This window comes from Microbacterium phyllosphaerae (assembly GCF_050628115.1).
Classification (GTDB): domain Bacteria; phylum Actinomycetota; class Actinomycetes; order Actinomycetales; family Microbacteriaceae; genus Microbacterium; species Microbacterium phyllosphaerae_A.
Map to the genome: position 1 here is coordinate 1,825,655 of NZ_CP192502.1, position 13,598 is coordinate 1,839,252.

Sequence of the window (13,598 nt, forward strand, 5' to 3'; positions counted from 1 at the left end):
TTCGACGCCTGCGCGACGGTGGCGGCTTAAGCTGTAACCGTGCACGGTGAATACAAGGTTCCAGGCGGAAAGCTCGTCGTCGTCGACCTCGAGGTCGACGACGGCAGGATCGCTCGCTTCCACCTCGCCGGCGACTTCTTCCTCGAGCCCGACACGGCGCTCGACGACATCGACGCGGCGGTCACCGGCCTGCCGGTCGAATCCGATGCCACGGCCATCGCCGCGGCAGTGCGCGGTGCCCTGCCCGAGGGCGCGCAGCTGCTCGGCTTCACGCCCGAGGCGGTCGGCACCGCGGTGCGCCGTGCGCTCGTGACGGCACCCGGCTGGAACGACTTCGACTGGGAGATCGTCCATGAGAAGGCGGTCTCTCCCCGCATGAACCTCGCGCTCGACGAGGTGCTCACCTCTCGCGTAGGCGAAGGGCGCCGACGCCCGACCCTGCGCATCTGGGAATGGGATCAGTCGGCCGTCGTCATCGGCTCGTTCCAGTCGTACCGCAACGAGGTCGACCCCGAGGGTGCCGCTCGCCACGGCTTCGACGTCGTCCGCCGCATCTCGGGCGGCGGCGCGATGCTCATGGCCGCGGGGCAGATCATCACGTACTCGCTGTACGTTCCGGCATCGCTCGTGCAGGGGATGACCTTCGCCGACTCGTATGCCTTTCTCGACGACTGGGTGCTGCAGGCGCTGCGCTCGCTCGGGATCGATGCGATCTATCAGCCGCTCAACGACATCGCCAGCTCGTCGGGCAAGATCGGCGGAGCAGCCCAGAAGCGCCTCGCGAACGGGGGAGTGCTGCACCACGCGACGCTCTCTTACGACATCGACGGTCAGATGATGACCGAGGTGCTGCGCATCGGCCGCGAGAAGCTCAGCGACAAGGGCACCACGTCGGCGGCCAAGCGCGTCGATCCGCTGCGCAGCCAGACCGGCCTCGCGCGGGCCGAGATCATCGAGCGCTTCAAGGACACGTTCCGCTCGCTGACCTCTGCCGAAGACGGCGCGATCACCGCCGACGAGTACGCCGATGCCGAGGCGCTGGTCGAGTCGAAGTTCGCCACGGACGCGTGGCTGCAGCGGGTTCCGTGACCGACCCCGCGCCTGTGCCGGCGGCTGCGTCAGAGGATCGAGCGCCCAGCGATCCTGCTCCCGTCGATCCTGCTCCCGTCGATCCTGCTCCCGTTCGCGGGGAGGTCTCGATCCTCCAGGGCGACAATCTCGCCGCAGCGGCGACCCTTCCGTCCGCGTCTTTCACGCTCGTCTACCTCGATCCGCCGTTCAACACGGGTCGCGCGCAGGAGCGGCAGGTCGTCACCGCCCGGCGTACGTTCACACCTCCGCATGAGGGTGACGCGGTGGGAGTCGAGTCCCCGGAATCCGGCGGGTCCGCCGCCGTGGCCGCCTCGATCGTGCTGAATCCTGAACCGGTTACGGCGCCCTCCGAGGTGCGGCACGGGTTCCACGGCCACGCGTACGAGCGGGTGCGCGGGATGCTGCGCACCTACGACGACCGCTTCGACGACTACGGCGCCTTCTTGATGCCGCGACTCGAGGAGGCGTGGCGGCTGCTCGCCGACGACGGCACGCTGTACCTGCACCTCGACTACCGCGAGGCGCACTACGCCAAGGTCATGCTCGATGCGGTGTTCGGCCGCGACTGCTTCCTCAACGAACTCATCTGGGCCTACGACTACGGTGCGAAGTCGCGTCGCCGCTGGCCCACCAAGCACGACACGATCCTCGTGTACGTGAAGAACCCGCGCGAGTACGTGTTCAACTCCGATGACATCGACCGTGAGCCGTACATGGCGCCGGGCCTGGTCACGGCCGAGAAGGCCGCCCGCGGCAAACTGCCCACCGACGTGTGGTGGCACACGATCGTGCCGACGACCGGCCGCGAGAAGACCGGATATCCGACGCAGAAACCCGAGGGCATCCTGCGGCGCATCGTGCGGGCGTCCAGCCGTCCGGGCGACCGTGTGCTCGACCTCTTTGCCGGCAGCGGCACCACCGGGGCCGTCGCCTCGGCTCTCGGGCGCGACGCGGTGCTCGTCGACGATAACCCAGAGGCCGTGCGCGTCATGACCGAGCGGATGCCCGACGCCGTGGTCACGCGGGTCGGCGCGTAGTTCTCATGTGCGTGACCGGACCGCGTCCGGCTGACGATCTCGAAGAAGAAGTGTCTGACCTCACGCGCTTCGGGGATCAGGCCGTCGCGACGGCGGGCGATGGCCCGGGGAACGAGCTGTTCGTTCGTGAGGACGAGCGGCGTCTGCTCGAGCACTCCGACTGGTGATCCGCTGCGGCGCTTCGTCCGTCACTGCGGTCCGTGTCGGTTCGTGTGCGCGTGGCAGCGCGCGAGCAGGTCGGCGCGCCGTCTGATGGCGGCTTGGGCGCTCTCGGTGACGCTGCGTCCCACGCTGCTCGGGGTGGTCACATCGAGTTCGGGGCGGGCGAACAGGACGTCGTAGAACGGAGCGAGAGTCTCGTCGGAGAACTTGAGCGTGCGACAGAGTGTCTGCAGCGGCGTGCCCCATCGACTGCCGCTGTCGGCATTGATGTCCGCGCCTTCATCGAGCAGGCGGGCGAGCAGAGCTGCTTCAGCGATGAAATCATGAGCCGTCGCGCTCAGTAAGACGTGCAACGCGTTCACGTGGCTCTCGGTCGCTGCGGCGGCATCAGCGCCGTCGTCGAGCAGTCGCGTGGCGATCGCGACTCGGCTGGCGGGATCGGCGTTGCGCAGAGCCCGCATGAGCAGCGTCGATCCATCCTCGTCCGCCCATGTCGCGAGCGATGGTTCGTAGTCGGCAAGGAACTCGGCCTCGTTCTGGATCGCGGAGAAGTAGACGCGGGGGTAGACCATGACGTCGAGACTAGGCGACGGGCGCGATCCGTGACGGGAGCAAGCGGGACGAGGATCGGCCGACGGGACACATCCCGGGATGCCGTTCGGCGGGAGAGAGTCTCGGCGTGAGAGTGTGAGAGTCATGACCGAGTACGTCGAAGTGCAGACCGCCGCGGGGCGGGTTCGCGGGGGCTGGCGCCCGACCACCGGGGGGCGAGGGGCTGTGCGCTCGGCCGCTTTTCTCGGCATCCCGTTCGCAGAGGCGCCGATCGGCGACTTGAGATTCCAGGCGCCCGTGCCGAAGGCGCCGTGGGAGGGCGTGCTCGATGCGCTCGAGTTCGCCGCCACCGCACAGCGTGGAGACCCCGGGGTGACGCTGATCCCCGAGCCGAGCGTCGAGGGCGACTCGACCCTGAACGTCAACGTGTTCACGCCGGATCCCACGGCTGCGGGTCTTCCCGTCCTCGTGTGGATCCACGGCGGCGGCTACTTCGCCGGCTCGCCGGCGAGCCCCTGGTACGACGGGCGCAACTTCAACCGCGACGGCGTCGTCACCGTGTCGATCTCGTACCGGCTCGGCTTCGACGGCTTCGGCTGGATCGAGGATGCACCGTCCAACCGCGGCGTGCGCGACTGGCTGCTGGCCCTCGAATGGGTGCAGCAGAACATCGCAGCATTCGGCGGAGACCCCGGTCGCGTGACGATCGCCGGACAGTCCGCGGGCGGCGGGGCGGTGCTCACGCTGCTCGGCATGGAGAAGGCGCAGCACCTGTTCCACGGCGTCTATGCGATCTCGGGAGCTCTCGGCGATGTCGCGGCACCGCGGGCCGAGGCGTTCGGGCGGGCGCTCGCCGCATCGGGTGGGGTGCCTCCGACCGTGGCCGGACTCTCGACGCTGTCGGAGGACCGCGTGCTCGCTCTGCAGAAGAAGGCGACCCAGCTCGGTCCCTCGTCGATGACGACGATGATCGAGGAGGGGCTGCCGCTCGGCCCGGCGATCGACGGCGACCTGCTGCCGCGGCCGACCCGCGAATCGCTGCGTGCAGGCGTCGGCGCCGACAAGCCGCTCGTGATCGGCGCGGCCGACGACGAGTTCACCATGGCGTTCGCGGGCAGAGCGGCGAAGGCGCTGCGGTGGGTGCCGCAGGCGGTGCTGCTGAACCGGTTCGGTGTGCCCAAGAGGATCCGCGCGCAGTATCTCGCCGCGAACTCCGACGTCGTCCGTCTCGGCAAGGCCCGTCTCGCGGGGCGCGTGCTCACCGACCGGATGTTCCGCACCTCGGTGCCTCGCATTGCGGGCGACCGAGGTGATGCGCCCACCTGGCTCTACCGGTTCTCGTGGCCCTCGGGACACTTCGGCTTCGCGGAGCACTGCCTCGACGTGCCGTTCTTCTTCGACTGCCTCGACGGCCCCTCGATGGAGCCGCTCGCCGGGCCGAACCCGCCGCAAGAACTCGCCGACGACGTGCACGGCGCCGCCGTCGCCTTCGTCAGCACGGGCGACCCCGGGTGGACGAGACACGACGGGGATGCCGGTGTCGTGCGCGTCTACGATCGGCCCACCCGCGAGGTCTCCGACGCGTACGCGTCGGTGCGGGCGCTGCTCTGAGCCGGGCGTCCGAGGGGATGGCGCCAGATGCGGATCAGCCTTCGGCAGGGGGTTTCGGCGGAGCGTTTGACGGCGAGCCGTTCTCTACGTCGTCGGACATGCACTCACCGGACCCACGAGATGCAGAGTTCGCCGTGCGTCCGCACTCCCAGCTTCGTAACGAGTTCGGGGTAGTCCACGTATGACGTCGTCACCTGGATAATGAACTGACCGCCTCTCTGTGAGGTGACGTCGAGCGTATAGCCGTCGAGTTCTGGCATGTCGGAGTTCACGCCTCCGAGAATCGGCCCGCACGACAGTCCCTGCGCGGCGTCTTCATCCCCTCGCTGACTCGCATCCACCCACCGCTCCGCGATCTCCCGGGCACGTTCTTCGGGAGTCTGCTCGCGTGGCGCGCAGGCGGTCAGCCCGAAAGAGACGAATCCTGCGACCATGAGAAGGACGGCAATCCTCGACCTGCCCCTTCTCGAGCCAAAACTGCCGGCGGATGCGTTCTGCTGGTGCCGCTGCAACATTCTCATCGCTGCGGCGGGAGGATGAAGCTCGTCTCGTAGGCGAACACTTCGCCGTTGACGTCACCCACGGACGTGATCGTGTAGGGGCTGAGATTCACAGTGTCACCGACATGGAGGTCCGGGGGGTACACCTGGCGGTTCGGGTCCACGGAGCTGCCGCCTCCGCGCCGTACCGTGTTCAGCGCGTCCAGGTAGTAGAAGCCCACGCAGAACCGATCCAGGATGGCGTCGTTGTAGTCGCCGGACGCGACTTCATAGGAGATGAGTGAGCCGTCGTCGGCGTACTGCACGGTGCCGGTCGCCCCCTCGCGGGCTCCGTAGTCGTGCATTCTCGAATACGGATCCACATTGAGCAGTCCGCTGGGCAGGATGATTCCCCCTCCGTCCGCACGCATGCAACTGGGTGTGGGCTCGGCCGCAGGCAGCGACTCGGGCGTCGGTTCATTCGGGGTTGAATCGGCCGGCTGCTGAGTCGGGGCCGCGCCTGGCGCCGACGTGATCGCTGAGGGCGACCCGATAGTGCCTGTTGCCGGAGCGCCGCATCCGGACAGAAGGGCCGTTGTGCCAGACAGGAGACATATGAGCGCTCCCAGCGCTACAACACTGATCCGCTTCGCCATTCCTGCATTCTGGCGTGATTCGCGATCCAGCGTCTGTCCTCTCTTCGGCGGACAGGCCATTGCGCCAGTCGCAGATATCAGCGCGGGCCAGCCCCCGTCTCGGTCGTGGCCCCGATCCGAACCGAGCGGCCACACATCGGCCTGCCGAAAAGGTATGCCGCTTGGCCGTTGTGACGAGCGTTTTCTGCCACCCTCCGAGCGCCGAGCCTGGGCCCCGCCGCTAACGATCGTTTCCGGCAGGGCTCATAGGATTTGCTACGCGGAACCGGACGGGGGAGCCGCAGCGCGGCGACCGATCAGCATCCAGCACAGCGGGCCGACCACAGGCACGAACAGGATGATCGCCGTCCATAGCAACGCCTGCGTGCCGGTGAGTCGTCGGGCGGTGCGGACGAGCGAAACGAGTGCCACGATGAGGAGCACGAACGTCAGGATCGCGACGGACGACCACGCGATGTCGTAGCCGGCCGGGATCAGCGGGTTGTGCACCTCCATGGGTCCACACTATGGGGTGCCTTGACCACAGACATGGGGCGATTCCTCGGACCATCAACCGATCAACCTGATGTGAGCGATCGGCCACACGACGAGAAATGCTTTGCCGACGACGTCTTGAATGGGGACGAACCCTTTGCCGGGTGATGACACGTTCGCGCGCGAGTCGCTGGACGAGTTTCTGTTGTCGCCCATCACCCAGAGAGAGTCTTCAGGTACCTCAACATCGAACGGCTGGCTCGAACTCGGGCGATCCGGTTCACGGATGTATGGCTCATCGAGGGGGGTCCCGTTCACCGCGATCTGCCCGAGGTCGTTACAGCACACCACATGATCGCCGGGGAGTCCGATGATGCGTTTGATGAGATGGTTCCCGCTGTCAGAAGCGGTGAGGCCTGCGACTTCGAGGGCTTGTTCGATGAGCGTCGGCTCGGTTCCGGGGGCTCCGTCGAGCCAACCACCAGGGTCTTGAAAAACGACGATGTCGCCTCTGTTGAGGGTCGATCGGTTGATAGCGATCTCGTTGACGAGGATCCGATCGTGCACTTGCAATGTGTTCTGCATCGACCCTGAGGGGATGAAGAAAGAGCGCACCACGTAGGTTTTCACGAACCATGAGACGAGCAGCGCGATCACGATGATTATCAGGATGTCTCGCAAGAACGTCAAGAAATATCGCGGTCGGATTGCGGCATCCAGCACTGCTGTGGAGACGTGTTCAGAAGCGTCGTCCGTGTGGGTCGCTCGCAGATTCATCGTGTCACCTCAGGGCTTGTGTCGGTGGACAACGGCGACATCACCGCTGCGGACATAGGGTTCTCGGTTTGAGCACTCGGAGGCTGCGATTCGTCTTCGATGAGCTGGAGATGCTCGGCGAGGCGCGCGCGAGCGCGCGCGTAGCGGGTGCGCGCTGTCGACGGATTCATCCGCAGCTGTTTGGCGGCGTCTACGAGAGAGAAATGGTCCCAGTGAACGAGGATGACAAGTTCTCGGGAACGGTCGTCAAGCGTGCCGAGGGCAGCACGGACCGCGCTCGCCCGCTCTGCCCGCTCCGCAGCTTTCGCAGGGTCCTCGCCCAGAGTTGACTCCTCAGCTCGCCGAATCTCGCCGATCAGCACGTTCGAGAGCGCTTCGCGACGAGAGTGTGCGCGTCTGCCGTCGCGGAGCATGTTTCGCGCGATTCCGAAGAACCACATCCTCGCTTTCTCATCGTTACTCGGGACCGCGCCTCGCCGCCGCCAGATCACGAGAAACGTGTTGTGCAGTAGATCAGCAGCGTCCTCGCGCTCGGCCGTTCTTCGCAAGAAGTAGCTCAGAAGGTCGGGGCCGTTCTCCGCAATGAGCCGTTCCACTCGGTGAGTGTGTGGTGTTGGTTCCTTCACGGTTGCACGTCCAGACAGTCGGAGCTCACCGACATCGAGAGTGCGGATAGTTCCTCAGGCAGTTGCTCTCGGAAGACGTCACCCGCGACTTCGACCCACCTTGAACCGGGGACGGCGATGACGCGGGAGTCGACTCGCTCCTTGAAGTGGTCCCATCTGCCGGGCGTGCTGAGGTCGGCGATCAGCTCATCGAAATTGGTCGGCAACGGGTCGGAACCGTTTGCGGAGACCCCACCGAATTGGACCGCATAGGTGCATTCTGCGGCTGCACCCTGCGGAGTCGTGTATTCGATCGAGATGACGACATCGCCAGCCGTCTGCTCTCCATCCCGGTAGAACCACAGCGGCGATAGCGCTGCCGCTGCTGCACCCGTGAGGACGACAGCTCCAACGAGCACGAGGGGAAGAGCGAACTTGCCGCGCCGAGAGTGACGGCCTACACCGGTCGAGTTCCGGGCTGCATGGGACATTCTCGCCAGAACATTGTCGATGCGCGGATCGACGACGTCGGGTGCTGGATCCGAATCGGCAAGATATCGGTCGATTAGTGACATGTGGCGCTCCCTAACAACGGCTCGTACAGTACGTGGCCGGTCGCCGCGATTTCGTCTCAAGCCCGCCGACCCCCCTCCGCGCGGCTCATGGGGGCCGGCCAGGTGCGCCTATTCCTCGACGGTCCACCACGCGACCGCGACGAGGCAGAGGCCCGTGTCGGTGTTCCGGAAGAAGATGTCGCCGGGGTATTCCTCGCCGGGGTTCACACGGTCTGCGGGGAGAGAGAGGTTGATGCTCCACGAGGGGTCGAGTGGCGCTTGCTCGGGCCAGTATTCGGGCGTGAACACTCCGGGCTCTTCTGCTGAGAGCCCCTCCCAGTCCTCGGGATCGCGGAGTTCCGGCGCGCTGTCCGCGCACACGTAGGTGGCGACGTCTCCCTCTGCGGCAGCATCGATGACTCGGTCCGTTGTCTCGATGACCTGCGCGCCGTCCGATCCCCAGAGCATGGCGTCGACAGAGCACCCCGTCCCGAACACACCGACGATCACCAGGGAGAAGCCCGCGAAGAAGCATCGCACGATGGTCGCGCGTCGCGTCGTCGCGCTCATCGAAGGGTTCCAGTCGGAGACGTGTCGATAGAAGCCCCGTACAGGGCCGGCGTGATGTCGATGGACTGGGTGGGAGGCAGGAGGAGCGCGCTCGGGTTGATTCCGTAGAGGTTCATGTCCGCTGCCTATCTATCGCAGGTCGCGATATCGGTGGGCGCAGCGTCGACGACCGACGTCGTCACGGCAGTCCAGCTCGTCGCCGTCCCTGCGGGGAAGCTGGCGTATGCGGTGAGTGTGACCTCTCGTTCGCCGATGTACTGTCCGGTCTCGGGGTCGATGATGATGTCGTACTGGACGTTGTTCGCCGGTTCGAGCCGTCCGATCGCGATGCCGGTGATGCCGTTCAAGGTCGCTTGCTGATCCGTGATCGCCACACCTGGGATCAGTGCGGCCGCTTTGTACAGCGCTGCCCTGAACTCGGCAGGCGCGGTCCCTCGATAGAGGGCGCTTCTGATCCACTCGAGCGCCTCCCCATCGCGAGACTGTCCAGCGTTGCCGTTCAGTTCGTAGATCTTGCTGAGGAGCTCGGCCGGGTCACGCGGGAGTGCGTCGTAGTTGACGCTCGTGTCCGTCAGGGTCTGGTACCCGACGACGCTGCGCCCATCGGGGCCGATTCCTCCAGGAAATCGCCGGATGACGCTCGAATCGTACTCGTAGAAGCTCGCTGCCTGTTCACTGGCAAAAGCTTCTGATCTGGGACCGAACGTCTGGAGTGGCCGCCGTCCGCATTGAATCCATACCCAGTCATCGTCGCGATCAGCCGGTACGTAAAGCTCGTCGTGATAGCTGTCGATCATGGAAACGTTGTCTTCGGGCAGGATGTTTCCGTCGTTTGCTTGAATCTTCTCGGCGTCCTCTTCCAGAGTTCCGATCGCCCCGAAAGCACCATCGGTGCGAATGAACAGATACTGGCCGGGTCCGACGATGGGATCGCTGACTTCCATGGTTGCGAGGGCCGCAGAGTGGAGCGCACTCGCCGCAGCGGGATCGGCTCCGCCGTTCCAGCCGGCAACCCCCAGGACGTTGGTCGCCACGAGTGCGACGGCCACGCTGGTGGCACCGAGAACTGAGAATCCCGCCCACGCGACCGTGCGACGGCGACGTGCAGGTGTCGGGCAGAACGCGGTCTTCTCGCCCACCTGCGCGAAGAGCGCCACAGGTGTCTCGCCATCGATCCGTGCGGCGAGAGCAGCGCGTCCTCGAGCCAATACCTCAGAGCCTGGCTCACGTGAGTCATCACGCGTGTTGCGGAGCAGCGTCAGCTCGTCCATGATCCGTCTCCTGTTCGGTAGATGTGAGTACAGCCGCGCGGCGCAGTTTTCGCCGCGCGCGGTTGAGTCGCGAGCGCACGGTGCCGATCGGCACATGCATGGCCTCCGCGATCGACGCGTAGTCGAGTTCTCCCCATGCGTAGAGCAGCAGGGTGTCCCGGTCCACCTCTGGCAATCGCCGCAGGGCCTTCGTCAACCGTCGAGTAAGCCGTGCAGCATCGATGCGTGCGCCGGCCTGCTCGATGAAGTCCGGAGTGATCTGCGCGGCGAGCTCCGCTGACATACCTTTCCATGCGGTGGCTTCCAGGCGGGCGTGTTTGTGCATGAGCCGCGTCGCGATGCCCAGCAGCCACGGTCTTGCACTCGGCACCGTCACGTCGTAGGCCGAACGTCGGTCGAACGCCACAAGGAACGTCTCGGACATCACATCCTCGGCCGCGTGATCGCCCAGCCGTTGCGCTACATAGCGATACACCGACGTCGCATGCCGGGCATACACCGTCTCGAAGACAGCTGGCTCGAGGACCGAGCGTTCAATCACCTCGTTATCGGGGCTCACATCCGTATTGCTCGATTCCCTCGATTCGGTTCACACCAATCTTGCAAGACACGATCCCGGGTTGACGCTCACGGCACGGCTCGAGCCAAACGCCACACCGCCGAAAACGTCCGCCGAAAGCGAGTTCCGGAGAGCGATATCGGCAGCCGTTTGAAGGCGAGCAACTCGCTCCCGCCAGAAAAGATCGACTCCGGCAGGCCATCGCTCCCGTCACTGGGAGGCCGACGTTTCGGCGGATCAGCTGATCCAGCAATGGGCGGAGGACAGCTTCGCGACCGGCCCGATATGTTCGTCGTGTGAGACATAGAGTCGCTGCCGTTGCAGCGGTATGCGTGATCGCGGCCGCTGCACTCACTGCGTGTGATAACTCAGCGCAAGGCGTGATCGTTCCTCCAGGAGGGGAAGCGCTGGGCATCTGCGCGGAGGAGCAGATGCCCATCTCGGCCTTGCCTGAACTCGGCGCCCCCGGGTGCGACCTCGTAGGATCGACGCTCACCTTCGAAGAGCTCGAGGGGCGTTTCGATACCGAAGCTGTGACCTATCCCGGCGGAATTCCGAGCCTCACCATCACAGCCGTCGGCGCGACCTTCGCCCAGGGAGATGGGCACCGCCGCGAACTGATGATGGTGAACTGGGGCGTACCAGGCGTCGCGGTTGCGCTCATCGATAACGGCCAACTCGTTGAAGTCTGGGCCAGCAGCGACGCGGCCCTCGACCTTCATCTCGAGGCGCTGGAGGCGGACGGCATCCCTATCGAATGAAGGCCGGCCCTCCCCGCCGAAACGGTCTGCCACGGCCGAGCTACGGGGCCCGTCTTACGCGAGCAAGCGCGTGGCCAAGCTCGACATGAGAACCCCGCCGAAAACGATCGTTTTCGGCAGCACGCCGCTCCCGTCACTGGATGCAGAGGCTTCGCTCCGCCGAAGATGTTCAGGCGTCCAGCGCGATCGCTGAGTTACTTTGAAACCGTGACTCAACGCGCATCGAGACTGATGGCCTTCATCGGTGCTTCAGCTGCGCTGTTGGGCGCCGCGACAGCAGTGCTGTTCGTCTTCCAGCCCTGGAGAAGCTGTCCCTACGAGGACACCTCCGTCGGGTGCGCCATGCTGCCTCACGACGCCGCAGTGATGGTGACTGCGTGTGCTATTGCTGTCATTGGTGCCGGGATGTTCGTTGTCGGCAGGCTTCAGTCCCGTTGATCTACCTGCAGGTACAGATTCAAGCCAGCGTCGACAATGTCCTGGTCAGCGACAGTTACCTGGTTGCAGTGAATACGCGGGCATTCCCTCAACGACGAGTGGCGCGGATCTTTCCGTACACGCGCATCAGCTGAGGAACGACGAGGTAGACGGCGACGGGGACCACCACGATGGTGAGGAGGAAGGCGCGAAGGATGGGGTTCCAGTCCTCCGCGAAGGGCGCGATCGCCAAGAACCCGAGGGTGACGAGTGGAAAGATCGCGATCCAAGTGATCACGGCTCTGACGTGCACGGACGGGGGCTGTGGTGCGGTTGTGGGAACTGTTGTCGGCTGAGACATCGTGAATGCCCTTTCTGTCGGGTTACTGCGGTCGGGTTGCGGATGCGGTGTCGAGGTCTTGCTGGAGAAGCCATCCGTTGATGGCGATCCCGGTCGCACTGCCGTTACCTGCGGCGGTGATGACCTGAGCGGTGGGAGTGACGACGTTGCCTGCTGCCCAGACGCCGCGGACGCTGGTCTGGCCGAATCCGTCTGCGACGACGAGTCCTGTGTCGGGGTGGGTCTCGCAGCCGAGCGATGTGAGGAGTGAGTCTCGCGGCGTCTGCCGCGGAGCGACGAACGCCGCGTCGCATGCCACGACGTTCCCGTCGTGGAGCCGGACAGCTTCGATAGTGTTGTGCGCCCCTGTCACTGCTGTTGCGGAGCCGTGCACGACTGCGACCCCGAATGCGGCGAAGCGCTGCAGCTCATGGAGAGTGAGATCGATGCCGTTGGTGATGAGTGTCACGTCGTCGCTATATCGGCGAAGGAGCCCGGCTTGCTTGAGCGACATCTCTCGCTGCGGGCCTCCGATCACGGCAATGCGCTGACCGCGGACTTCGTACCCGTGGCAATACGGACAATGGTGCACCATCGTCCCCCAGCGCTCAGCAATGCCCGGAATGTCGGGAAGATCGTCGACAAGGCCGGTCGCCACCAGGACAGCACGTGCGCTCTCGACCGTGCCGTCGTTCAGTGTGACTCGGAAGCCGACAGCGCCCGAGCGTTCGATCGGCCCGACCGATCCTGCGACGAACCGGGCACCGTAGGCCGACACCTCAGTTCGGCTCGCTGAGAGGAAATCTCGTGGCGGCATGCCATCGCGGCTGATGAAGCCATGCATGTGCTCGGCAGGCGCATTGCGCGGCTGGCCCGCATCGATCAGGAGGACATCGGCTCGCGCTCTGCTCAGCACCAGTGCTGCGCTCAGGCCTGCCGCGCCCGCGCCGATGACGATGACATCGTGTTGTCGTTTCTCGCTCATACGACCACGGTGACAGGCGGGCACGCAGTCTCGGGAATTCCGTTGCCGAAACTGGAACGAAATGCTTCCATGAGCAGGTGAGCACATTTCAGCGGATCGAGACGGAACTCAGCCAGATCGCCCCGCGTCTGCGTCATGCGCGGCAGAAGAAGAACATCACGCTGGAGGATCTTGCGAAGTCGACGGGAATCTCGAAGAGCACGCTCTCGCGCCTCGAGTCAGGTCAGCGCAAGCCCAGTCTCGAGTTGCTGCTTCCCGTCGTCGCCGCGCTTGCGATCTCACTGGATGACATAGTCACGTCCCCGAAGATCGACGACCCGCGGGTTCCGCAAAGAGCCACCCGCACGGAGGGCCGCACGCTCACCCGTCTGTCGCAACCGCACAGCGAACCACAGGCATTCAAGATCACCATCCCAGCCACCGAACGTGACCCCGTTCTGCGCACTCACGACGGCTACGAATGGATCTACGTGCTCAATGGCCGACTTCGCATGGTGCTGGGCGAGCATGACATCGTGATGGGGCCCGGCGAAGCAGCCGAGTTCGATACCAAGAACCCCCACTGGTTCGGATCCGCCGGCAACGGGCCGGTCGAGATCCTCAGCATGTTCGGCAGGCACGGCGAACGCATCCACATCCGGGCGAGGGCGACGCCCGCCATCTGACACGACGGCCGCCATCGGCGCTGAGCGGCGC

17 protein-coding genes are annotated in these 13,598 nt (G+C 65.2%); 5 read left to right on the forward strand and 12 right to left on the reverse strand.

Annotated features, from left to right (window positions below):
- Positions 1–39: 39 nt before the first annotated feature.
- Complete coding sequence (locus tag ACQ4LY_RS08480; protein WP_431075576.1) at positions 40–1,089, forward strand: lipoate--protein ligase family protein; 1,050 nt, start codon at positions 40–42, stop codon at positions 1,087–1,089.
- A complete protein-coding gene (locus ACQ4LY_RS08485) occupies positions 1,086–2,129 on the forward strand; it encodes a DNA-methyltransferase (RefSeq protein WP_431075577.1) in 1,044 nt (347 codons plus the stop codon). The genes ACQ4LY_RS08480 and ACQ4LY_RS08485 overlap by 4 nt, the downstream gene beginning before the upstream one ends.
- 188 nt (positions 2,130–2,317) lie before the next feature.
- Here the strand turns inward: ACQ4LY_RS08485 and ACQ4LY_RS08490 are convergent, their stop codons facing one another.
- On the reverse strand, positions 2,318–2,863 hold the full coding sequence (locus tag ACQ4LY_RS08490) for a hypothetical protein (RefSeq protein ID WP_431075578.1): 546 nt from the start codon (positions 2,861–2,863) through the stop codon (positions 2,318–2,320).
- Between the two features lie 124 nt (positions 2,864–2,987).
- On the opposite strand from ACQ4LY_RS08490, the gene ACQ4LY_RS08495 reads away from it, so the two are divergent.
- Entirely contained in the window at positions 2,988–4,454 is a 1,467-nt protein-coding gene (locus tag ACQ4LY_RS08495) for a carboxylesterase/lipase family protein (protein ID WP_431075579.1), read from the forward strand.
- 104 nt (positions 4,455–4,558) lie between these two features.
- Here ACQ4LY_RS08495 and ACQ4LY_RS08500 read toward each other — a convergent pair whose 3' ends face one another.
- From ACQ4LY_RS08500 to ACQ4LY_RS08540, 9 genes are all read right to left on the reverse strand, one after another.
- A complete protein-coding gene (locus tag ACQ4LY_RS08500; protein ID WP_431075580.1) occupies positions 4,559–4,975 on the reverse strand; it encodes a hypothetical protein in 417 nt (138 codons plus the stop codon).
- Positions 4,972–5,364: a hypothetical protein gene (locus tag ACQ4LY_RS08505; RefSeq protein ID WP_431075581.1), complete on the reverse strand. Its 393-nt coding sequence runs from the start codon at positions 5,362–5,364 to the stop codon at positions 4,972–4,974. Before ACQ4LY_RS08505 ends, ACQ4LY_RS08500 begins: the two co-directional genes overlap by 4 nt.
- A gap of 480 nt (positions 5,365–5,844) precedes the next feature.
- The gene (locus ACQ4LY_RS08510) at positions 5,845–6,084 is read right to left on the reverse strand and encodes a PLD nuclease N-terminal domain-containing protein (protein WP_431075583.1); all 240 of its coding nucleotides are present in this window, start codon (positions 6,082–6,084) and stop codon (positions 5,845–5,847) included.
- 54 nt (positions 6,085–6,138) lie between these two features.
- Positions 6,139–6,840 (reverse strand): signal peptidase I, encoded by a 702-nt coding sequence (gene lepB / locus ACQ4LY_RS08515; protein ID WP_431075584.1) that lies wholly within the window; start codon positions 6,838–6,840, stop codon positions 6,139–6,141.
- Complete coding sequence (locus ACQ4LY_RS08520) at positions 6,837–7,436, reverse strand: RNA polymerase sigma factor (RefSeq protein ID WP_431075586.1); 600 nt, start codon at positions 7,434–7,436, stop codon at positions 6,837–6,839. Before ACQ4LY_RS08520 ends, lepB begins: the two co-directional genes overlap by 4 nt.
- Positions 7,437–7,462: 26 nt before the next feature.
- A complete protein-coding gene (locus tag ACQ4LY_RS08525; protein ID WP_431075587.1) occupies positions 7,463–8,020 on the reverse strand; it encodes a hypothetical protein in 558 nt (185 codons plus the stop codon).
- Positions 8,021–8,128: 108 nt separating this feature from the next.
- Positions 8,129–8,569, reverse strand: a complete 441-nt coding sequence (locus tag ACQ4LY_RS08530; RefSeq protein ID WP_431075589.1) for a hypothetical protein — start codon at positions 8,567–8,569, stop codon at positions 8,129–8,131.
- A 125-nt stretch (positions 8,570–8,694) separates the two neighbouring features.
- Positions 8,695–9,840 carry a hypothetical protein gene (locus ACQ4LY_RS08535; RefSeq protein WP_431075590.1) on the reverse strand — a complete coding sequence of 382 codons (1,146 nt, stop codon included), beginning with the start codon at positions 9,838–9,840 and terminating at the stop codon, positions 8,695–8,697.
- A complete protein-coding gene (locus tag ACQ4LY_RS08540; RefSeq protein WP_431075591.1) occupies positions 9,806–10,399 on the reverse strand; it encodes an RNA polymerase sigma factor in 594 nt (197 codons plus the stop codon). The genes ACQ4LY_RS08535 and ACQ4LY_RS08540 overlap by 35 nt, the downstream gene beginning before the upstream one ends.
- 431 nt (positions 10,400–10,830) lie before the next feature.
- Here ACQ4LY_RS08540 and ACQ4LY_RS08545 point away from each other — a divergent pair, with 431 nt between their 5' ends.
- Positions 10,831–11,160, forward strand: coding sequence for a hypothetical protein (locus ACQ4LY_RS08545; protein ID WP_431075592.1), 330 nt, complete (start codon positions 10,831–10,833; stop codon positions 11,158–11,160).
- 526 nt (positions 11,161–11,686) lie between these two features.
- Here the strand turns inward: ACQ4LY_RS08545 and ACQ4LY_RS08550 are convergent.
- Positions 11,687–11,875 (reverse strand): hypothetical protein, encoded by a 189-nt coding sequence (locus ACQ4LY_RS08550; RefSeq protein WP_056313431.1) that lies wholly within the window; start codon positions 11,873–11,875, stop codon positions 11,687–11,689.
- An 85-nt stretch (positions 11,876–11,960) separates the two neighbouring features.
- Positions 11,961–12,902 carry an NAD(P)/FAD-dependent oxidoreductase gene (locus tag ACQ4LY_RS08555; protein WP_431075593.1) on the reverse strand — a complete coding sequence of 314 codons (942 nt, stop codon included), beginning with the start codon at positions 12,900–12,902 and terminating at the stop codon, positions 11,961–11,963.
- A gap of 77 nt (positions 12,903–12,979) precedes the next feature.
- On the opposite strand from ACQ4LY_RS08555, the gene ACQ4LY_RS08560 reads away from it, so the two are divergent.
- Entirely contained in the window at positions 12,980–13,567 is a 588-nt protein-coding gene (locus ACQ4LY_RS08560; RefSeq protein WP_431075594.1) for a helix-turn-helix domain-containing protein, read from the forward strand.
- Positions 13,568–13,598: the final 31 nt, after the last annotated feature.